Here is a 21,168-nt window from a genome sequence, read left to right on the forward strand (position 1 = left end):
TGGCTTAAGTATTGATAAAGCTTTTTGGCGGGCGATGCAGGCTGATGTCGGCATCGTCATAGAGCAGGTTGATCAACTCGACGATCATGATCGCCGTCAGGCCCCAGATCTTGTATTCACCAAACCGATAGCTGGGCACATACCAACTGCGGCCCTGGTAATCGATGCGATGGGTGTGCTCGCGCGGGTCCTGGCGGAAAAACTCCAGCGGCACGCTGAACACGGCGGCAATTTCGGCGTCGTTGGCCAGGTACTCGACGTAATCGGGGATCACCCCCACATAGGGGGTCACGCGGATGCCGTGCAGGGAGATCAGGGGGCTCAAGGGCCCGATCACTTCCACCAGGCCCGGTGGCAGGCCGATTTCTTCTTCGGCCTCGCGCAACGCGGTGAACACCAGGTCGGGGTCTTCGGGGTCGCGGCGCCCACCCGGGAACGCCACTTCGCCGCCATGGGTCGACAGGCCGCTGGCACGCAGGGTCAGGATCAGCTCGGGTTCGTCACTGCGGGTAATCGGCACCAGCACCGCGGCCTCGGGGAAACGTCCGTCAGTTTCCAGCGTGCGTGGCGTGTGATTGCTTACCCGGCGAAGTAGCTCGTCCAGCATGAGTCATCTCGATCTGTTGGCTACCTTGCATCATGCACCAAAGCGTACGGGTGCCCAACCCCAAAACCCCGGCGGTGTCGCTAAACGACAACTTGCAGGCCACTGCCCTGCACGCCAAGATAGGCGCAGTCCCCAGGAACCCAAGCATGAACTTCTGCAGCCAGTGCGGTAAACCGGTCACCCAGCGCATTCCCGAAGGCGATACACGCCTGCGTTATGTGTGCGACCACTGTCAGACCATTCACTATCAGAATCCCAATATCGTCGCCGGCACCCTGCCCGTCTGGGGCAATCAGGTGCTGCTGTGCCGGCGCGCCATCGAGCCGCGCCTGGGCTACTGGACCCTGCCTGCTGGCTTTATGGAAAACGGCGAGACCGTCGAACAGGGCGCCCTGCGCGAAACCCTGGAGGAAGCCTGCGCCAGGGTGCGCAACCTGAGTATCTACACGCTGATCGACGTACCGCACATCAGCCAGGTGCATATCTTCTACCGCGCCGAACTGGTCGACCTGGACTTTGCCGCCGGCCCCGAGAGCCTGGAAGTCCGACTGTTCGATGAAGCGGACATCCCTTGGTCCGAGCTGGCTTTCCGCACGGTCAGGCGTACCTTAGAATGCTTTTTTGCCGACCGTCGGCAACAGGTGTTTCCCGTGCGCAGCGAATCGGTGCCACCCTTGACTCAGCCTGCACAATAACAATCGAAGGTCACCTTCAAAGGGATATCGCTTCAATGCGTTGGTTGCTTGCTCTGCTCTGCCTGTCGTTCGCCACGCTGTCGTGCGCCACCACCCTGCAAACCCTGGGCGGTAAACCCGTCGAGAAGATCCTGGTACTCAAGTCCGCGCACCAGTTGCAACTGATCAACGATGGCAAACCGCTGAAGACCTACCGCATTTCCCTGGGCAAGAACCCCAAGGGCCACAAGCTGATCGAAGGCGACCGCCGCACGCCAGAAGGCTTCTACTGGATCGACTGGCGCAAGACCAGCGACCGCTTCAACCTGTCGATGCATATCTCCTACCCCAATATCAGCGATGCCGCCCGCGCCCGCCGCGAAGGGGTCAAGCCCGGCAGCATGATCATGATCCACGGCACGCCAGACAGTGAGGAATACCCGGAACAGTGGTTCCACACCCTGGACTGGACCGACGGCTGCATCGGCATGCGCAATGTCGACATGCGCGAAGTGTGGAACCTGGTCAAGGACGGCACGATGATCGAGATCCGTCCGTAACCTCGACCGTTGGTAAAATAATTCAAAAAAAATCTACCTCTCCTACAGCCCCTGTCGATGAATACCATTTCACCGACAGGGGCTGCGTCTTTCTGCACGCGATAAAGACCTCTCTAATACCACTTGATACCAGGCACCTTTAGGGTGCCTGTAAACAAGCATGTGCCCGCTTTTGGCGGCATTGACATGGTATTTAAGTGGTATTAATTTCCGGCCATTACCGGGCGACAACACTCCAATAACGCATCGGAAACCCTACAGATGAATCCCATCCAGACCCTGCGTCCTGACGATCGGCAATCCACGCCGCTGTACCTGCAACTGGCCCGCAATCTCGAAGCGGCTATCCATGCCGGCCAGTGGAAATCCGAGCAGGCCTTGCCCTCCGAGCGCGTACTCAGCGAGCAGTTGAGCATCTCCCGGGTAACCGCCCGCAAAGCCCTGGAAGTGTTGTTCGCCCAAGGCCTGATCCGCCGCAGCCAGGGCTCTGGCACGTTTATCACGCCACGCCTGGAACAGCCGCTGTCGCGCCTCTCGGGGTTCAGCGAGATGTTGCGGCTCAAGGGGTTTGCCCCCAGTTCGCAATGGCTGGTGCGCGAAATCACCCCGCCGACCCATGAAGAGCTGATCCGCCTGTGCCTGTCGCCCACCGACAAAGTGGCGCGGCTCAAACGCCTGCGCAAGGCGGATGACACCGTGATGGCCATCGAAATGAGCGCCTTGCCCGCCTCGATCATTCCCAACCCCCAGGCCATCGGCAGTTCGCTCTACGAATACTTGGAAGGCATCGGCAAACCGGTGGTGCGAGCCCTGCAGCATATCCAGGCCATCAACGCCTCGGACGAGTTCGCCGCCCTGGTGGGCATCGCCCCCGGCACCGCCATGCTGCTGATGACTCGGGTCGGCTACACCGCCGACAACACGCCAATCGAGATCACCGACACCTACTGCCGCAACGACTACTACGACTTTGTCGCAGAGCTGCGTAGGTACGATTTTTCCGCTGAACTGCGGCCCTAGAGAACTGCCATGTCCGAAGACAATATCCTCACGCCCCACGGCTGGATTCGCGGCCGCCTGGTGCACCACGAAGGCAAGGTCAGCGCCGTCGAAGGCGTGCCTTGCGACCCGGCCGACAATGACCTGCCCTACCTGCTGCCGGGTTTTATCGACCTGCATGTGCACGGCGGTGGCGGCAAGGACATCATGGAAGGCAGCAGCGCCTTCGAGACCATCACCCGCACCCATGTGCGCTTCGGCACCACCTCGCTGCTGGCCACCACCATGACTGCGCCGGTCGAGGAAATCTCCCGGGTGCTCGGCGAACTCGGCCAGTTCTGCGAACGGCGCCCGGCCGGCAGCGCCCGGGTGCTGGGCGTGCATCTGGAAGGCCCCTACATCAACCCAGGAAAGCTCGGCGCACAGCCCAACTTTGCCCACACCGCATTGATGGCCGAGGTCGAGGAGTACCTGCGCCTGGCACCGATCCGGGTGATTACCATTGCCCCGGAAATCGCCGGGCATGACGCATTGATCCGTGCCCTCAGCCAGCGCGGCGTGCGCATGCAGATCGGCCATACCCTGGGCAGCTATGAAGAAGGCGTCGCTGCGCTGGCGGCCGGCGCCACCAGCTTCACCCACCTGTACAACGCCATGAGCCCGCTGCATCACCGCGAGCCGGGCATCGTCGGTGCCGCACTGGCCCACGCGCAATACGCCGAGCTGATCCCGGACCTGCTGCACGTGCACCCAGGTGCCATGCGCGTGGCCCTGCGTTCGATTCCCTGCCTGTACTGCGTCACCGACTCCACCGCCGCGGCAGGCATGCCCGACGGCGAATACAAGCTGGGCAGCCACACCGTGACCAAATGCCTGGGCGGCGTACGCCTGGCCGACGGCACCCTGGCCGGCAGCACCCTGACCATGGATCAGGCGCTGCGCAACTTGGTGAAGATCGGCCTGCCCATCAGCGAAGCCTCACAGCGTCTGTCGCAATTTCCTGCGGATTACCTGGGCCTGGAACAACGCGGCCGCCTGCAACCGGGCAGCTTTGCCGACTGCGTGCGCCTGGACCGCTCCCTGCACCTCACCGACGTAATGGTCGAAGGAGAAACCATTGACTTCAAAAATGCTTGAAGAGGCCCTGTCCTCCTGTGAGGCCGTCGCGGCCCAACTGCAATGCCTCGACCCGCTGCTGGCCGAGGTCGCCGGCCGCCTACGCCGCCAGCCGCCGCAAGTGGCGATGACCGTCGCCCGTGGCAGTTCGGACCACGCCGCCAGCTACTTCGCCTACCTGACCATGCAGCACGTGGGCGTGCCCGTGGCGTCGCTGCCGATGTCGGTGGTGACCCTGGCGCAGGCGCCGCTGAAAGTCAGCGGCCAGGCAGCCTTTGGTTTTTCCCAGTCGGGGCAGAGCCCGGACCTGGTCAACAGCCTGCGCCTGCTGCGCAAGCGCGGGGCGCTGAGCGTGTCGATGGTCAATGCCGAAGATTCGCCCCTGGAAGCCGCCTGCGAATTCCATGTGCCGCTGTGCGCCGGCCCCGAACGCAGCGTGGCCGCGACCAAGAGCTTTATCGCCACCCTGAGCGCCAGCGCCCAGTTGGTCGGCCACTGGAACCAGGAAGACGGCCTGCTCGAAGCCTGCCATGCCTTGCCCGCCGGCCTGCGCGAAGCGGCGACCCAGGACTGGAGCCTGGCCATCGACGCCCTGCGCGATTGCCAGCGTCTGATGGTCATCGGCCGTGGTGCCGGGTTTGCCATCGCCCAGGAAGCCGCGCTCAAGCTCAAGGAAACCTCGGCGATCCAGGCCGAAGCCTTCAGCAGCGCCGAAGTGCGCCACGGGCCGATGGCGTTGATCGACGACAACTACCCGCTGCTGGTGTTTGCCCCGCGCGGCGCCGAACAGCCGGGCCTGCTGACCCTGGCCACGGAAATGCGCCAACGCGGGGCCCGGGTGCTGCTGGCCGCGCCCGACGATATTGCCGAACGCGACCTGACCCTCAGCCGCGCCGAGCACCCGGCACTGGACCCGATCCTGGCAATCCAGAGTTTCTATGTGATGGCTGCAGGCCTGGCCCAGGCCCGGGGCATGGACCCGGATCAACCCCGCCACCTGAGCAAAGTCACCCGCACCCACTGAGTTGGTTTCTGTCGTTTCCTGATGAGTACCGTGCCCATGCCCGACAATAATAATGACCTTACCCTCAGCGCCCCCCTCAGCGGGCCGGTGCTGACCCTGGGCAACGTGCCTGACGACGTGTTCGCCAGTGGCGCCATGGGCGACGGGATTGCCATCGACCCCCTCAACGACTGCCTGCATGCGCCGTGCGCGGGCGTGGTGATCCACGTTGCCCGTACCGGCCACGCCCTGACGATCCGCGCCGACAATGGCGCCGAGGTGCTGCTGCATGTAGGCATCGATACCGTCCAATTGAATGGCGAAGGCTTTGCCCTGCTGGTCAAGCAAGGCGCGCGGGTCAGCAACGGGCAGCCCCTGGTGCGCTTTGACCTGGACCGCATCGCCCGCCAGTGCAAAAGCCTGGTCAGCCTGATCATCCTCACCAACGGCGGGCAGTTCGAGTTGCGCCCGGTGGCCGTCAATACGGTCAAGGTCGGCGAAGCCCTGCTGCGCATCGTCGCGCGTCAGCCTGCCGCCGTGCAGTCTGTGTCCGACAACTCCCAGGCACATGCCAGCGCCAGCGTGCGCATTACCCATCGCGGCGGCCTGCATGCGCGTCCCGCAGCCCTGGTTCGCAAGACCGCCCAGGGTTTCAGCAGCCAGTCGCAGCTGCATTTCGCCGGCAAGTCGGCGTCGTGCGCCAGCCTGATCGGCCTGATGGGGCTGGGCATTGGTGAGCAGGACGAGGTACAGGTCACCTGCCTGGGCAAGGATTGCGACGCGGCGTTACAGGCATTGGTCGCAGCCCTATCGGTCACCACCCGCGAACACGAGCAGGCCCCGGTGATCGTGACTGCGCGCCCGCTCAATACCGAAGCGGGCGTATTGCAGGGCGTGTGTGCCGCACCCGGCCTGGTCTGCGGGCCGCTGTTGCGGCTGCACACCATCGAGTTGCCGCAAGACCCGGGCAACCATGCGCGCGAAGAGCAATTGCAGTACCTGGACAGCGCCCTGGAGCAGGTACGCGGAGAAATCCGCAACACCCTGGAGCACGCCCGCCAGCGCAAGGCCGTCGAGGAAGAAGAGATCTTCGCCGCCCACCTGGCCCTGCTGGAAGACCCAACCCTGTTGGAGGCCGCCACCGCCGCCATCGAGCAAGGCAGCGCCGCCACCCATGCCTGGCGCGATGCGATCCAGGCCCAGTGCGCGGTGTTGCTGGGCTTGGGCAAGCCGTTGTTTGCCGAACGCGCCAACGACCTGCGGGACTTGCAGCAACGGGTGCTACGCGCCCTGCTGGGTGAGGCCTGGCAGTTCCAAATGCCTGCCGGGGCGATTGTCGTCGCCCATGAATTGACGCCCTCGGACCTGCTGCAACTGAGCGCGCAAAATGCTGCCGGCATCTGCATGGCCGAAGGCGGCGCCACCTCCCACGTGGCGATCCTGGCCCGGGGCAAAGGCATGCCATGCGTGGTCGCCCTGGGCAGTGCAGTGCTGGAGGTGCCGCAAGGCCAACGGGTCGTGCTGGACGCCGGCAATGGGCGCCTGGAACTCACCCCGGACGATGCCCGCCACGCCCAGGTCCACCAGATTCGCGAGGCGCAACAGCAGCGGCGCCAGCAGCAACAGGCCCAGGCCCAGGCAGCGGCCAGCACCCTGGATGGCGTGGGCATTGAAGTGGCCGCCAATGTCGCCTCCAGCAGCGAGGCGCAGATTGCCTTGGCAAACGGCGCCGATGGCGTGGGGCTGTTGCGTACCGAGTTTCTGTTTGTCGACCGTCGCACCGCACCCGACGAGCAGGAACAACGCCAGGCCTATCAGGCGGTGCTGGATGCCATGGGCGACAAATCCGTGATCATCCGCACCATCGACGTGGGCGGCGACAAGCAACTCGACTACCTGCCCTTGCCCGCCGAGGCCAACCCGGTGCTGGGCCTGCGCGGTATTCGCATGGCCCAGGTACGCCCGGAGTTGCTCGACCAGCAACTGCGCGCCCTGCTGCAGGTCTGCCCGCTGCAGCGCTGCCGGATCCTGTTGCCGATGGTCAGTGAAGTCGACGAATTGCTGCACATCCGCCAGCGCCTCGATCAGCTGTGCGCCGAGCTGGAACTGACCCAGCGCCCGGAACTGGGGGTGATGATCGAAGTGCCGGCCGCCGCGTTGATGGCCGAGCAACTGGCCGAACATGCGGACTTTTTGTCGATCGGCACCAATGACCTGTCCCAGTACACCCTGGCCATGGACCGCGACCACGCCGGCCTGGCCGCGCGGGTCGACGCCCTGCACCCGGCGCTGCTGCGCCTGATCGCCCAGACCTGCATTGGCGCGGCGAAACACGGGCGCTGGGTCGGGGTGTGCGGCGCCCTCGCCTCTGACCCGCTGGCCACCCCGGTGCTGGTGGGCCTGGGGGTGCGCGAGCTGTCTGTCAGCCCGCCGCAAATTGCCGAAATCAAAGACCGCGTGCGCCACCTGGACGCCGCGCAATGCCGGCAGCTGAGCCAGGGCCTGCTCGACCTGAGCAGCGCCAGGGCCGTACGCCAAGCCTGTCAACACCACTGGCCGTTGAGCTGACAACAACAAGAAAAAGGAGACTCGCCATGTACCAACTGTTTATTGAAGGCCTGCAACGCCTGGGCCGTGCGCTGATGCTGCCCATCGCCATCCTGCCGATTGCCGGCCTGCTGCTGCGCCTGGGTGATACCGACCTGCTGAACATCGCGGTGATGCACGACGCCGGGCAAGCGATCTTCGCCAACCTGGCGCTGATCTTCGCCATCGGCATCGCCGTGGGTTTTGCCCGCGACAACAACGGCACGGCCGGGCTGGCCGGGGCCATTGGCTACCTGGTGATGGTCTCCACCCTCAAGGTGATGGACAGCACCATCAACATGGGCATGCTCGCCGGGATCGTCAGCGGGCTGATGGCCGGGGCGCTGTATAACCGCTTCAAGGACATCAAGCTGCCGGAGTACCTGGCATTCTTTGGCGGGCGACGCTTTGTGCCGATTGTCACCGGGTTTTCGGCGGTGGGCCTGGGGGTAATCTTCGGGCTGATCTGGCCGCCGGTGCAGCACGGCATCAATAGCTTCGGCGTGCTGCTGATGGAAAGCGGCAGCCTGGGCGCCTTTGTGTTCGGCGTGTTCAACCGCTTGCTGATCGTCACCGGGCTACACCATATCCTCAACAACATGGCCTGGTTTGTGTTCGGCAGCTTCACCGACCCCGCCACCGGCGCGGTGGTCACCGGCGACCTGACCCGCTATTTTGCCGGCGACCCCAAAGGCGGCCAGTTCATGACCGGCATGTTCCCGGTGATGCTGTTCGGCCTGCCCGCAGCGTGCCTGGCGATGTACCGCAACGCCCTGCCGCAGCGGCGCAAAATCATGGGCGGGATCTTCCTGTCGATGGCCCTGACGTCGTTCCTGACCGGGGTCACCGAGCCGATCGAATTCGCCTTCATGTTCCTCGCGCCGTTCCTGTACCTGCTGCATGCGCTGCTCACCGGCCTGTCGATGGCGGTCACCAACCTGCTGGATATTCACCTGGGCTTTACCTTCTCCGGAGGGTTCATCGACATGGTCCTGGGCTGGGGCAAGTCCACCAATGGCTGGCTGGTGTTGCCGGTGGGCCTGGCTTACGCGGTGATCTACTACAGCGTGTTCAACTACTGCATCCGTCGCTTCAACCTGAAGACCCCGGGCCGTGAAGATAGCCAGGTGGCACAGGCCGAAGCGATGAGTGATAACCAGCGGGCCAGTGCCTATATCCGCGCCCTGGGCGGTGCCGACAACCTGCTCAGCGTCGGCGCCTGCACCACCCGCCTGCGCCTGGACATGGTGGACCGCAACAAGGCCATGGACGCCGAACTCAAGGCCCTGGGAGCGATGGCCGTGGTGCGCCCGGGCAATGGCGGCAGCTTACAGGTGGTGGTGGGGCCGATGGCCGACAGCATTGCCGATGAGATTCGCCTGGCCATGCCGTCGTTTGTTGCATCGGCGCCCGTGGCGGTTGTGCCTGTGGATAAGCCAGTCATGGTGAATGTGCAGGAGGCCGAACAATGGCTGGGCGCCTTGGGCGGCCGGGCGAATGTACGCCAGCTGGAAGCGGTGGCGATGACGCGGTTGCGGGTGGAACTGGGGGATGATTCGGTGTTGTCCGAAGCTCAGTTGACCGCACTGGGTTGCCAGGGCGTGAGCCGGCTTGAAAGTGGGGTCTGGCACCTGTTGATCGGTGACAAGGCAGCGGGGTTGGGTGAGGCCTTGGAACGGTTGGTTAGCCGCCCGGTCAACGCCTGATCCGAACGGACGCAGAGCGTCCAGGGCGGCGTACCGCTACTTATCTACCGCCCAGCCAAACGCACAACTCCCCATGCTGAGGGCTCTTACCTCAAGCATGGAGAGCGTGCCCGTGAGCACAACACCCCAGACCTTTGAAGGCATCAAAGGCCACCTCAACCAGATCAGCCATCACCTGCTCCAGGTCGAAGCGCCGCTGTTGCCCGAACAAAAACCTGTTGCCGAACTGGCCTACCTGGAAAAAATCAATGGCCAGCTGACGCGCTACCGCCAGCAATACATGAACAAGAGCCAGGTCCTCTATATCGGTATCAAAGCCGACGTCCTGCCCGCCCGTGTGGCGACACTCAAGACCACCCTGAACACGTACCTGCAACAACTTGATCGCGACGAGCAGATCGACGGCAAACCACGCAAGTCCTATATGACCTTCGAAGCCGGGTTCAGCGCCCTGGCCCATGAAACCAAACTCAGCGCCCAGGACCGCCTTCTGCATCCGCAACAACAAGCCATGCTTGAGCGGGTGCCCCTGGGCAGCACGCAACGCCCGGGCCTGTACGCCCTGTCGTTCCAATACCAGGAGCGCACCGTCGAATTGGCCGGCGCCTTTGTCCTGACTCAGCAATCCAGCCCGCTGGTCGCCGACCTGGACGCCGGGCCAGCGGTGGGTGAAGTGATGCTGTTCACCCCCTCCCGCGGGATCGCATCCTTCAGTTCCCTCGCCCAACTCAACCGGCATCTACTGCAAGGAATGGACGATGCCGAGCAACGTCGCGACTTCATGCAACTGCTGCCCGTGCGTTATCACGATGTCAGCCCCGAGGCCATCTGGCCGCTGCAACTGGCACCGATCAGCGACAGGCCGCTGTTTGAACACACCTACAACGCCCTGATCGACAAGCGCACCCAGGACATCGAGCACGCCTTGAGCCTGGTGGACAACCCCACACAGAGCCCCGCGCAACTGATCAGTGCCCTGGACCGCGCCATTGCCGGCGCCTTGCCGGACCTGCGCGCGCGCCTGGCGTGGCGCGCGCGCCGCTTGCTGGAGCGCCACCTGCGCCACAGCGCGCCGGACTGGTATCGCAGCGCCAGCGAAGCGCGGCGCGCCACCCTCGCCACCCACCTTTGGCACTACAACGAAGCCCGCCAGGACCTGCTCGACCTGCTGGGCCCGGTCACCACCCCGCAGTCCCTGGCCCGCTACCAGTTGCTTGAACGCCTGAGCGACGAGCTGGACATTCAGGACCTGGCGCCAGAGCACCTGTTGATCAACACCCGGCGCTATGTCTACCCCATCGGCGAGTATGAACATGATCGCAGCCTGGTCGACCTGGCCCTGCGCGGGTTGCAAGACGGGGATGCCCTGCCGGGCTCGGACTTCCTGAACAAAACCACGCTCACCTATCAGGGCGCGACACTGCCCACCGCCTACCAGGACCTGACACCCACCTGGCTCGCACAGACGCTGGCCACCTTACAGCCGCGTATCGACTTTGCCGACGCGCAACGGCAAATGCATGCCAAACCAGAAGTCAGCCGTAGCATCGAACGGATGCTCGACCAAAGGCTCAACGCACTGGCCTACACCGCCCTGCTGCAAGGCCACCTCAGTGACGAGGACTTTCAATTGGTGCAGGACCTGCGCCAGGGCACCAACCCGCACCTGAGCGCCGCCACTCTGTCGCTACATGCCGCTCAATTGCAGGACCTATGGGTACTGCGCCAAAGCGATGCGAGCGGCGCAATCATCCGCCTGTTGCTGTGCACGCCCGAAGCGCCCCGCGCGCAGCAGTTCATGGCGTTTGACAGTGAACTCGCCTGCCAGAACCACATCCTCGGCTGGAGCCTGGACAATGGCAGCAAACACCCCCCGGGCACCCTCACCGACTATCTGATCAAGCGCGTCGCCCTGCGCTTTCGCGGGGCCATGAAGCAAGTCTTGAGCGGCCTGAGCTTCAAGTTCCACGACCAGGAATACCAAGAGATCGGCTTTGGCAATATCGGCAGCCACGCCATGTGCCTCAAGGCGATGTCGGCCCATGTGCTGGCGACCCGCATCGACGACTATGAATTCGGCACCCCGAGTTGGTACCGATCCGCCAGCGTCGACAACCGCCAGAAGCTGTTGAAACTGGCCGAAGACAGCGAGGGCGCGCTGCTCACCTACAATGAACATCCGTTGTCTGACGCCCGATTTCCCAGCTTTACCCATTACCTGCATGAACAGGCGAGAAAAAGCCTCAACGACTTGCTGGACCGCCCCCAGAACGATGTCGACCCGGACACCGTGTGGGCCTTTTCACCGCCGTCGTTGCTCGGCGCGCTGACCCCGCCGCCCCTGACTTACACCCAGCTGTACCGCGATGGCTACGCCGACGGCGTAGGTTTTCTCGACGAGAAATTCTCGCGTTCGGCTCGTTTCAAAGGCCCGCCCGGCGTTGACTTGAGCCAATTAAGCGCAGAAAAAATTGCACGCTCGGTCACCGGCACCTGGGTCGGCGAGCGCTACATCAACCAGGTCAAGACCCGCTTGCTCAACACCGGCAGCACCGACTATGCACTGCGGCGCAATGCCACCTTGAGCATCACCCAGCACCAACTGCAGAACGCCGCCCTGGAGTGCCGGCTGGAGGGGTATATCGCCGGGGTAGACTGGACGTGGTTGCAACGCAGTATTGCGAGCATGCACGACACCGCCGCCCAGACCCGTGGCACCTACGCTATCCATCGCCTGCTGGTGGACGGCGAATGGGTGATGGGCAACCTGCTCTTCAGCCATGGCGATTTTCCGACGTTGCTCTACACCCCAAACGCACCGGACGGCATCAGCTTTCGCGAAGCGCGGCTGTTCAATTACCGGTTGAAAAAGATTCCCGGCATGGTGGGCTATTTCACCCTGCGGGTCGGCGCCCAGTCCCAGGTGCGGGTCCGGGCCTTCCTGGAAAACGCCAAGGCCCAATTACCCGAAGACCTGAGCCAGACCGACACCAGCCCGGCACGCTATGACTCGACCCACGGGCAACCCCCGCTGCAGGATCTACGCGAGGCCCTGTACAACATGCCGTTGCAGCGCAAGATCGATGACGTGCAAGGCACCACGGTCAATCGCAACCAAATGATCAGCGCCATTTTGTGGAACTGCGTGGAATGGGTCACCGCGATTGCCACCGCGCCGTTTCCCAGCCTCAGCCTGAGCCTGGGCATGCTGCTGGCATTCAAGGACGGCATGCTGGCCCTGCACGCGTACCAGCAGGGCGATACCGGGGCGGCACTGGAACACTTGCTCGGCTACGTGCTTAACAGTGCCGGGGCCGCCGTCACCGATCTGCGCCCGGCCCTGGCCTCGGTCAAACAGCTCGCCCGGCCGGGCCTGCGCCAGGTCACCAGGAGCCACGCTGCACCGAGCGAAGCGGTGAGGCTGGTGCAGCCCCTGCAACCCAAGCCCCTGGCGCTGGAAAATATGCAAGCGGTGCTGTTCGAAGGCCAGGCGCTATGGGCCAAAACCGTTCCGGACCCGATCGGCCGTTACCTGCTGTATCGACTGGATCCTGTCACCGGCAGGCTGGTCTCCACCACTCGGGTGGCCGCGCCAGATAGCCAAGGTGTGTGGCGCCGCACCGGGGTCACTGGTGGCGCACCCAAGTACGAAAAACTACCCGAGCCCCCCGAACCGCTGAAAGCCTATGAGATGCTACCGAGCTATGCCCGCGATCTGGGTAAGGCCATCAACCCGGATACACGCGCACAGATGCTGCTGAACACGAGTGAGTTAGTGGGCTCAGAGGGGGTGGCCAGGGGCGTGCTCGCCCTCGACCTTAACCCGCTGCGTACGGTTTACCTGCAACAGGTCGAACGCCTGAGCACTGACGCCCAGGACTTTTTCACCCAGCTCGCGCCTTTACCGGCGCGCCCCGCTCCCCCGGCCGTGGACGCCAGCACCTCATTCGCGCAACTGATCGCCAGCGACGCGTTCAGCGGCAACAAAAACCTGATCATTGGCGCAATACCGGGCTCCATCGCCAGTAAGCAGCTGCTGATCACGCAGATGGATGCCTTGATCAGCAACGGCTTCAAACACTTGTACATTGAGTACCTGCCCGCCGATGCATTCCGCACACGCCTGCAGCGCCTGCATCAGGGTAAAACCTGGGAAAACATTCGCCAGCATCTCGAAGCGGTCGACAAGGGCTTTGGTCTTGCCCCGGACGCTGAATACTCCTACCTTGCCCTGGTACGCAAGGCCAAGGACAAGGGCGTGAAGATCCTGGCCCTGGACGCTTCCACCTCCTACTTGCTGGACGATTTCCTGCAAATGCGCGACACCCCGCCGACCATCCCGCGCAGCAACAGCATCAGGAATTTCTACTCCCATAAAGCCATCGGGGCCGATGCCCTTGTCGAACAGGACGAACGTTGGGTGGCCCTGGTGGATCACAGCCGCCTGCGCACGTTCGAGGGCACGCCGGGCCTGGCCGACTTGCAAGAAGCAGTGGCCCTGCGCGTGGAGGATGTGGCGGCGGGCCAGCCGGTGGGCCTCTGGGTCGACACGCCCGGCGCCATAGCCGGTGACCCGTTGGCCAAGGGCGATTATCGCTTGGCCCTGCACACGGCGTACAAGGAGCCCGGGCAAGCCGCTTCTGCCAGCGTCGCGTCTACGACGGACGTGACGCACTTCAGCGACTACGATATCCCCCACGCTTTCCGGGACAGCATCAGCCGGCAAAGCACCGCCGGCCGTGGGCTGGACAGCAACTACGCCTCACCGATCGCCACCGAGCAAAGGGCTTTCAGCGTCTTTCTGGACGCCCGAGAGCGCCTGAGTCGCGATGCGGCGGCTTACCTGGAGCAGCGTGTACCGCCAGCCAGGCCCGATCCCTCCACCCTGGGCACACCGGCCACCCCGCAGGCGCTGCTCGAACGTGTTGGGAGCAGCGAGTTTTCCGGGCTGGTGGTCGGTGAAGCGCACCAGGCGCAGTCGAGCAAGCGCTGGCTGCGTGAACATATGAAAAAGCTCAAGGAACAGGCATTCAAGACGCTGTACGTAGAACACCTGTTGACCGATATGCATCAGCAAGATCTGGATCTGTTCCTGCGCACCCAACACCTGCCGGACAACCTCAAGCGCTACCTGGCCATGCTTGATCGCGGCCAGATGCCGCACTACAAGGGTAAAAATTCCTACACTGAAGTGATCCAGGTCGCTGCCAGGCATGGCCTGCGCATCCGTGCCCTGGACTGCACCGCCAGCTATAACGTCAAGGGCCTGGAGGATGGCGATCTGGGGCGCAACCAGATGTTCAGTTACTTCGCGTCAAAAGTAATCCAGGCCGACCAGGCAGCACAGGGCCCGCACAAATGGGTGGCCTTTATTGGCAGCGCCCACACCAATAACAACCTGGGCGTGGCCGGGCTTGCGGAACTGCAAGGTGCAGTCAGCCTGCATGTGCGGGATACCGCCCCGGCGCTGGCGCAGAATATTCGCCCGGGGACCTGGGAGGTTTCGACCTCGGGCATAAAGCCGTTCAGGCGGGCGTTACGCGGCGACCTTGTTTTAGAAGCCGGTGTGGAGGGGATTCGTGCGCCAGCGCCCTTTGTCCCGGTAGACCGTCGTCGATTGAATCTCGCGGGCCTGTACTTGATCGAACGCCCGTCGCCTTCGCAGACCAACCTGCTGCACCGCTCGCGCAGCGGCGAAATCGTGTCGACGCCGATCAAGGTCGACCACGACGGCCTGTTCTATGTCGAACGCTGGGCGCCGATGCAGGGCAAGCGTTTCAGCTACGAAAACACGTTGATCAGCGCCCTGGAGGTGGAGGTGGGACTAAAACCTGCGCCAGACATCACGAGGCTTTGATTTCGGCGATCTGACAGGCAAAAAAAACCCGCTGGCCAATCTGGCCCAGCGGGTTTCTTGTTCTAGCGGCCAGCGGATCAGAAATCCGCCAATTGCCAGACCTCATAAGCCGGTGTCTCGTAGGGATGACTCAGCTTCAACGCAGCAACTACCGCCACGATCAACGCATCGGCCACCACCAGCTCAACCTTCCATTCTGCAACCACCTCGACCTGTCCCACCTGCCCGATAAACGGCTGGCTGCCATCCATCGCGCGGAACTGGCCGCGGCCCAGCACTTGCCAGGCACAGTTGTCGTAGTTGCCGATGCGCCCGCCACCGGCCGCGAAGACGGCGCTTTTCACCGTCTCCACATGGCTGTCGGGCACAAAGAAGCTGAGCTTGTACACCGCCTTAGTTCACCCACACACGAGCGTTACGGAACATGCGCATCCACGCGCCGTCTTCGTTCCACTCTTCCGGGCGCCACGAGTTCTGCACGGCGCGGAACACCCGCTCCGGGTGCGGCATCATGATGGTCACGCGACCGTCGCGGCTGGTCAGCCCGGTGATCCCGCGCGGCGAGCCGTTCGGGTTGGCCGGGTAGCTTTCGGTGACCTTGCCGTGGTTGTCGACAAAACGCAGGGCCACGGTGCCGGACAGATCGGCTTCCAGCAACGCTTCCTCGCTTTCGAACTCGGCATGGCCTTCACCGTGGGCGATGGCAATCGGCATGCGCGAACCGGCCATGCCTTGCAGGAAGATCGAGTTCGATTCCTGCACCTGCACCATGGCCACACGGGCCTCGAACTGCTCGGAACGGTTACGCACAAAGTGCGGCCAGAACTCGCTGCCCGGGATCAGTTCGCTGAGGTTGGACATCATCTGGCAACCGTTGCACACACCCAGGGTGAAGCTGTCGTTGCGTTCGAAGAAGCCCTGGAACGCATCGCGCGCGCGGCTGTTGAACAGGGCCGATTTGGCCCAGCCTTCACCTGCACCCAATACGTCGCCGTAGGAGAAACCACCGCAGGCCACCAGGCCCTTGAACTCATTGAGGTCGACGCGACCGGCGAGGATATCGCTCATGTGCACGTCGATCGCATTGAAGCCTGCACGGTCGAACGCGGCCGCCATTTCCACCTGGCCATTGACGCCCTGCTCACGCAGTACGGCAACCTGTGGCCGGATACCTTTCTTGATGTACGGCGCGGCGATGTCCTGGTTGACGTCGAAGCTGAGCTTGGTGCTCAGGCCCGGGTTGTCTTCTTCCAGGATCACGTCGAATTCCTGCTCGGCACAGTCGACGTTATCGCGCAGGCGCTGGATCTGGTAGCTGGTCTCGGCCCACTGGCGTTGCAGCAGGCGGCGCTGGCCTTCAAACACGGTGTCGCCGTTGAAGACGATGTTGATCACGCCGTTGTTGATCGGCTGGCCAACCACCGCCACGCAGTCGCCCAGGCCAGCAGCGCTGAACTGTGCAAGCACGTCCGGGGTCGCGTCCTGGCGCACCTGGATCACCGCGCCCAGTTCTTCGTTGAACAGGATGGCGGCGATGTCAGCGGAAGTTTCCGCCAGACCGTCGAGGTTCAGGCTCAGGCCGCAATGACCGGCAAAGGCCATTTCCACGACGCTGGTCAGCAAACCACCGTCGGAACGGTCGTGGTAGGCCAGCAGGTGGCCGTCGGCGTTCAGGCCCTGGATCACGGCGAAGAAGGCTTTCAGGTCTTCGGCGTCATCGACGTCCGGCGCCTGTTTGCCAAGCTTGCCGTGGGTCTGGGCGAGGATCGAGGCGCCCATACGGTTCTGGCCACGGCCCAGGTCAACCAGGATCAGGTCGGTGGTGCCCTTGTCCATGCGCAGTTGCGGGGTCAGGGTCTGGCGGATGTCGGTGACCGGCGCAAAGCCGGTGACGATCAGCGACAGCGGCGAAGTGACGCTCTTGTCGGTGCCCTCATCGTTCCAACGGGTGGCCATGGACATGGAGTCCTTGCCCACCGGAATGGTGATTCCCAGTTCCGGGCACAGCTCCATGCCGACCGCCTTGACGGTGTCGTACAGGCGCGCATCTTCACCGGGGTGGCCGGCAGCAGACATCCAGTTGGCCGACAGCTTGATATCGGACAGCTTGCCAATGCGCGACGCGGCGATGTTGGTGATGGTTTCGCCAATGGCCATGCGGCCCGACGCCGGGGCGTCCAGCAAGGCCAGCGGCGTGCGCTCGCCCATGGCCATGGCTTCACCGGTGTACACGTCAAAGCTGGTGGCGGTCACGGCAACGTCAGCTACCGGCACCTGCCATGGGCCGACCATTTGGTCACGGGCCACCAGGCCGGTGATGGTGCGGTCGCCGATGGTGATCAGGAAGCTTTTGCTCGCCACGGCCGGGTGGTGCAGCACGCGCTCGATGCTGTCGGCCAGGTCGAGGCTGCTTGGGTCGAAATCATCGCCCAACTCGGCTTCACGTACCGCCGAGCGGTGCATGCGCGGAGCCTTGCCCAGCAGCACTTCCAGCGGCATGTCCACCGGGCTGTTGCCGAAGTGGCTGTCGGTGACGGTCAGTTGCGGCTCGGCGGTTGCTTCGCCGACGACCGCAAACGGGCAACGCTCGCGCTCGCAGATCGCCTGGAAGCGTTCGAAGTCCGCAGGCCCCACCGCCAACACGTAGCGTTCCTGGGATTCGTTGCTCCAGATCTCGTGCGGGGCCATGCCCGGCTCGTCGTTTGGAATATTGCGCAGTTCGAAACGGCCGCCACGGTCGCCATCGTTGACCAGTTCCGGGAAGGCGTTGGACAGACCGCCGGCGCCGACGTCGTGGATGAAGCTGATGGGGTTCTTGTCACCCAACTGCCAGCAACGGTCGATGACTTCCTGGCAACGGCGTTCCATCTCAGGGTTTTCCCGTTGTACCGAAGCGAAGTCCAGGTCCGCCGAGCTGGTGCCGGTGGCCATGGAGGAAGCCGCGCCGCCGCCCAGGCCGATCAGCATGGCCGGGCCGCCGAGGACGATCAGCTTGGAGCCGACGAGAATCTCGCCCTTCTGCACGTGGTCTTCACGGATGTTGCCCATGCCGCCGGCCAACATGATCGGCTTGTGGTAACCGCGCACTTCATCGCCACGGGGGGTGGTGATGGACTGCTCGAAGGTACGGAAGTAACCGGTCAGGGCCGGACGCCCGAATTCGTTGTTGAACGCGGCGCCGCCCAGGGGGCCTTCGATCATGATGTCCAGCGCGGTGACGATGCGCTCAGGCTTGCCGTATGGCACTTCCCACGGTTGTTCGAAACCTGGGATCTGCAGGTTGGACACGGTAAAACCGGTCAGGCCGGCCTTGGGCTTGGCGCCACGACCGGTGGCACCTTCGTCGCGGATCTCGCCGCCCGAGCCGGTGGCTGCGCCCGGGAACGGGGCAATCGCGGTCGGGTGGTTGTGGGTCTCGACCTTCATCAGGATGTGCACCGGCTCCTGCACCGCGCCGTACTGGCGGGTCTGCGGGTCCGGGAAGAAACGGCCGGCGACAGAGCCGACGATCACCGAGGCGTTGTCTTTATAAGCCGACAGAACGCCTTCGCTGTGCATCACGTAGGTGTTCTTGATCATGCCGAACAGGCTTTTTTCCTGGCTCTGGCCGTCGATATCCCAACTGGCGTTGAAGATCTTGTGGCGGCAGTGCTCGGAGTTGGCCTGGGCGAACATCATCAGTTCGATGTCGTGGGGGTTGCGCTGCAAGCCGTTGAAGGCGTTGACCAGGTAGTCAATCTCGTCTTCGGCCAGGGCCAGGCCCAGCTCGGTGTTGGCCTTCTCGAGGGCGGCGCGGCCACCGCCGAGCACGTCAATCGCGGTGAGCGGCTTGGGTTCGGCGTGGCTGAACAGGCCGCCAGCCTGTTCCAGCTGGCTGACGATGATCTGGGTCATGCGGTCGTGCAGGCTGCTGGCGATCAGCTCGGCCTCGGCGTCGCTGAACTGGCCAGCCACGTAGAAGGCGATCCCGCGTTCCAGACGCTGGATTTTTTCCAGGCCGCAGTTGCGGGCGATATCGCTGGCCTTGCTCGACCAGGGCGAGATGGTGCCGAACCGCGGCAGAACCAGGAACAAGCGGCCGGTCGGCTCTTGAACGGGAACGCTGGGGCCGTACTTCAGAAGGCGTGCCAGCACTTGCTGTTCGTCGGCGGTCAAAACGCCGTTAACGTCGGCGAAGTGAGCAAATTCAGCATACAAGCCAGTGACAGCTGGAACCTTCTGGCTCAGTTGCTCAAGGAGTTTGCTGTGGCGAAAGGCAGAAAGGGCAGGAGCGCCGCGCAGGATCAACATCTTCGGGACAGCCTCGGGAAGGGGGTGTGCTTTGAGGCCGTGCATTCTAGCGTAAACCTGCGCCAACGGCACCCGAAACGGCACCGCTGGCCGCTGCCGAACGTCAGTTGGCACCGATTGCACGGTATCAGGGCGTTTTCCAGGGCCGGCGGCGCAGTTATTTTAACCGTCACAATCGCGCCCCAGGCCACGTTTCTGCGGGCTGCAGCACAGTTTCGCGGGCGCTAGCAGACAACGCCGATGCTGTCGAGATATGGCGCCATGGGCCGTTTGCGTATACTGCGCAGATGTTCTCCCCAACTGCTTTGCGCCCGCGATGTGCCAAATGGCTCCTCGCCACCGGACTCTTCCTGATGCTCAGCGCCTGTGTTGATAAGCCCAGCACGCTCGAGCGAATCAAGGAGGATGGCGTATTGCGGGTGGTCACTCGAAACAGTCCGGCCACCTATTTCCAGGACCGCAACGGCGAAACCGGTTTCGAATACGAACTGGTCAAGCGCTTTGCCGACGACCTGGGGGTCAAGCTTGAAATCGAGACTGCCGACAACCTCGACGACCTGTTCGGCCAGTTGGGCAAACCCAACGGCCCGGTATTGGCCGCTGCCGGCCTGGTCAGCAGCGAACAGCGTAAACAGCAGGTGCGCTTCTCCCATGCGTACCTGGAAGTGACCCCGCAGATCATTTACCGCAACGGCCAGTCCCGCCCCACCAACGCGGCCGACCTGGTGGGCAAGAAGATCATGGTGCTCAAGGGCAGCACCCACGCCGAGCAACTGGCCGAGCTGAAAAAGCAGAATCCTGCGATTGAGTACGAAGAGTCCGACGCCGTTGAAGTAGTCGACCTGCTGCGCATGGTCGATGAGGGGCAGATCGACCTGACCCTGGTCGACTCCAATGAAGTGGCGATGAACCAGGTGTACTTCCCCAACGTGCGGGTGGCCTTTGACCTGGGCGACGCCAGCAACCAGAGCTGGGCCGTGGCAGCCGGGGAAGACAACAGCCTGCTCAACGAGGTCAACAGCTACCTCGACAAGGTCGAGAAGAACGGCACCCTGCAGCGCCTCAAGGATCGTTATTACGGGCATGTCGATGTGCTGGGCTACGTGGGCGCCTACACCTTTGCCCAGCACTTGCAGCAGCGCCTGCCCAAGTACGAGAAGTTTTTCAAGACATCGGCCAAGGAAGAAAAGGTCGATTGGCGGCTGTTGGCGGCCATTGGTTATCAGGAGTCATTGTGGCAGCCGGCGGTCACCTCCAAGACCGGCGTGCGTGGCCTGATGATGCTGACCCAGAACACCGCCCAGGCCATGGGCGTATCCAACCGCCTCGACGCCCGGCAGAGCATCAAGGGTGGCGCCAAGTACCTGGCGATGATCAAGAGCGAACTGGACGACAAGATTCTCGAACCTGATCGCACCTGGTTTGCCCTGGCGGCCTACAACGTCGGCGGCGGTCACCTGGATGACGCGCGCAAGCTGGCGCAAAAGGAAGGCCTGAACCCGAACAAATGGCTGGACGTGAAGAAAATGCTGCCGCGCCTGTCGCAGAAGCAGTGGTACAGCAAGACCCGCTACGGCTACGCCCGGGGCGGTGAGCCGGTGCACTTCGTGGCCAACATCCGCCGTTACTACGACATCCTGACCTGGGTGACCCAGCCACAGCTGGAGGGCAACCAGGTGGTGGAAGGCAATCTGCATGTGCCGGGCGTGGACAAGACCAAGCCGCCGCAAGATCCCCCCCAACTCTGACCCCTGGGAACGACCAGACACC

12 protein-coding genes are annotated in these 21,168 nt (G+C 63.4%); 9 read left to right on the forward strand and 3 right to left on the reverse strand.

What is annotated here, in order from left to right; translation table 11 throughout:
* Positions 1-4 precede the first annotated feature (4 nt).
* Positions 5-607: a CoA pyrophosphatase gene (locus HBO12_RS19265; protein ID WP_029296164.1), complete on the reverse strand. Its 603-nt coding sequence runs from the start codon at positions 605-607 to the stop codon at positions 5-7.
* Between the two features lie 146 nt (positions 608-753).
* Here HBO12_RS19265 and HBO12_RS19270 point away from each other — a divergent pair, with 146 nt between their 5' ends.
* From HBO12_RS19270 to HBO12_RS19305, 8 genes are all read left to right on the forward strand, one after another.
* Entirely contained in the window at positions 754-1,302 is a 549-nt protein-coding gene (locus HBO12_RS19270; protein WP_169956641.1) for an NUDIX hydrolase, read from the forward strand.
* A 35-nt stretch (positions 1,303-1,337) separates the two neighbouring features.
* Positions 1,338-1,841 (forward strand): L,D-transpeptidase family protein, encoded by a 504-nt coding sequence (locus tag HBO12_RS19275; RefSeq protein WP_169956643.1) that lies wholly within the window; start codon positions 1,338-1,340, stop codon positions 1,839-1,841.
* 261 nt (positions 1,842-2,102) lie between these two features.
* Complete coding sequence (locus HBO12_RS19280) at positions 2,103-2,861, forward strand: GntR family transcriptional regulator (protein ID WP_169956645.1); 759 nt, start codon at positions 2,103-2,105, stop codon at positions 2,859-2,861.
* A gap of 9 nt (positions 2,862-2,870) precedes the next feature.
* Positions 2,871-3,977: an N-acetylglucosamine-6-phosphate deacetylase gene (gene nagA, locus HBO12_RS19285; protein ID WP_170042955.1), complete on the forward strand. Its 1,107-nt coding sequence runs from the start codon at positions 2,871-2,873 to the stop codon at positions 3,975-3,977.
* Positions 3,958-4,980 (forward strand): SIS domain-containing protein, encoded by a 1,023-nt coding sequence (locus tag HBO12_RS19290; protein ID WP_169956649.1) that lies wholly within the window; start codon positions 3,958-3,960, stop codon positions 4,978-4,980. The genes nagA and HBO12_RS19290 overlap by 20 nt, the downstream gene beginning before the upstream one ends.
* A 36-nt stretch (positions 4,981-5,016) precedes the next feature.
* Complete coding sequence (ptsP, locus tag HBO12_RS19295; protein WP_170042956.1) at positions 5,017-7,527, forward strand: phosphoenolpyruvate--protein phosphotransferase; 2,511 nt, start codon at positions 5,017-5,019, stop codon at positions 7,525-7,527.
* Positions 7,528-7,553: 26 nt separating this feature from the next.
* On the forward strand, positions 7,554-9,251 hold the full coding sequence (nagE, locus tag HBO12_RS19300) for an N-acetylglucosamine-specific PTS transporter subunit IIBC (RefSeq protein WP_170042957.1): 1,698 nt from the start codon (positions 7,554-7,556) through the stop codon (positions 9,249-9,251).
* A gap of 112 nt (positions 9,252-9,363) precedes the next feature.
* Complete coding sequence (locus HBO12_RS19305) at positions 9,364-15,108, forward strand: membrane-targeted effector domain-containing toxin (protein WP_170042958.1); 5,745 nt, start codon at positions 9,364-9,366, stop codon at positions 15,106-15,108.
* Positions 15,109-15,185: 77 nt separating this feature from the next.
* Here HBO12_RS19305 and HBO12_RS19310 read toward each other — a convergent pair whose 3' ends face one another.
* Both HBO12_RS19310 and purL read right to left on the reverse strand, forming a co-directional pair.
* Positions 15,186-15,497 (reverse strand): YqfO family protein, encoded by a 312-nt coding sequence (locus HBO12_RS19310; protein WP_169956665.1) that lies wholly within the window; start codon positions 15,495-15,497, stop codon positions 15,186-15,188.
* Positions 15,498-15,501: 4 nt separating this feature from the next.
* Entirely contained in the window at positions 15,502-19,398 is a 3,897-nt protein-coding gene (gene purL, locus HBO12_RS19315) for a phosphoribosylformylglycinamidine synthase (RefSeq protein WP_169956698.1), read from the reverse strand.
* Between the two features lie 287 nt (positions 19,399-19,685).
* Between purL and mltF the strand changes: the two genes are divergently transcribed.
* Positions 19,686-21,146 carry a membrane-bound lytic murein transglycosylase MltF gene (gene mltF, locus HBO12_RS19320; RefSeq protein WP_170042959.1) on the forward strand — a complete coding sequence of 487 codons (1,461 nt, stop codon included), beginning with the start codon at positions 19,686-19,688 and terminating at the stop codon, positions 21,144-21,146.
* Positions 21,147-21,168: the final 22 nt, after the last annotated feature.

The sequence above is a fragment of the Pseudomonas sp. WS 5059 genome (genome assembly GCF_012985525.1).
In the GTDB taxonomy this organism is placed as follows: Bacteria; Pseudomonadota; Gammaproteobacteria; order Pseudomonadales; family Pseudomonadaceae; genus Aquipseudomonas.

What these genes read in the sequence shown, in the direction of transcription:
- HBO12_RS19270 (WP_169956641.1), top strand. Translation starts at nt 754, where the DNA reads ATGAACTTCTGCAGCCAGTGCGGTAAACCGGTCACCCAGCGCATTCCC.
- nagA (WP_170042955.1), top strand. Translation starts at nt 2,871, where the DNA reads ATGTCCGAAGACAATATCCTCACGCCCCACGGCTGGATTCGCGGCCGC.
- HBO12_RS19280 (WP_169956645.1), top strand. Translation starts at nt 2,103, where the DNA reads ATGAATCCCATCCAGACCCTGCGTCCTGACGATCGGCAATCCACGCCG.
- HBO12_RS19265 (WP_029296164.1), bottom strand. Translation starts at nt 607, where the DNA reads ATGCTGGACGAGCTACTTCGCCGGGTAAGCAATCACACGCCACGCACG.
- mltF (WP_170042959.1), top strand. Translation starts at nt 19,686, where the DNA reads ATGTTCTCCCCAACTGCTTTGCGCCCGCGATGTGCCAAATGGCTCCTC.
- HBO12_RS19275 (WP_169956643.1), top strand. Translation starts at nt 1,338, where the DNA reads ATGCGTTGGTTGCTTGCTCTGCTCTGCCTGTCGTTCGCCACGCTGTCG.
- nagE (WP_170042957.1), top strand. Translation starts at nt 7,554, where the DNA reads ATGTACCAACTGTTTATTGAAGGCCTGCAACGCCTGGGCCGTGCGCTG.
- purL (WP_169956698.1), bottom strand. Translation starts at nt 19,398, where the DNA reads ATGTTGATCCTGCGCGGCGCTCCTGCCCTTTCTGCCTTTCGCCACAGC.
- ptsP (WP_170042956.1), top strand. Translation starts at nt 5,017, where the DNA reads ATGCCCGACAATAATAATGACCTTACCCTCAGCGCCCCCCTCAGCGGG.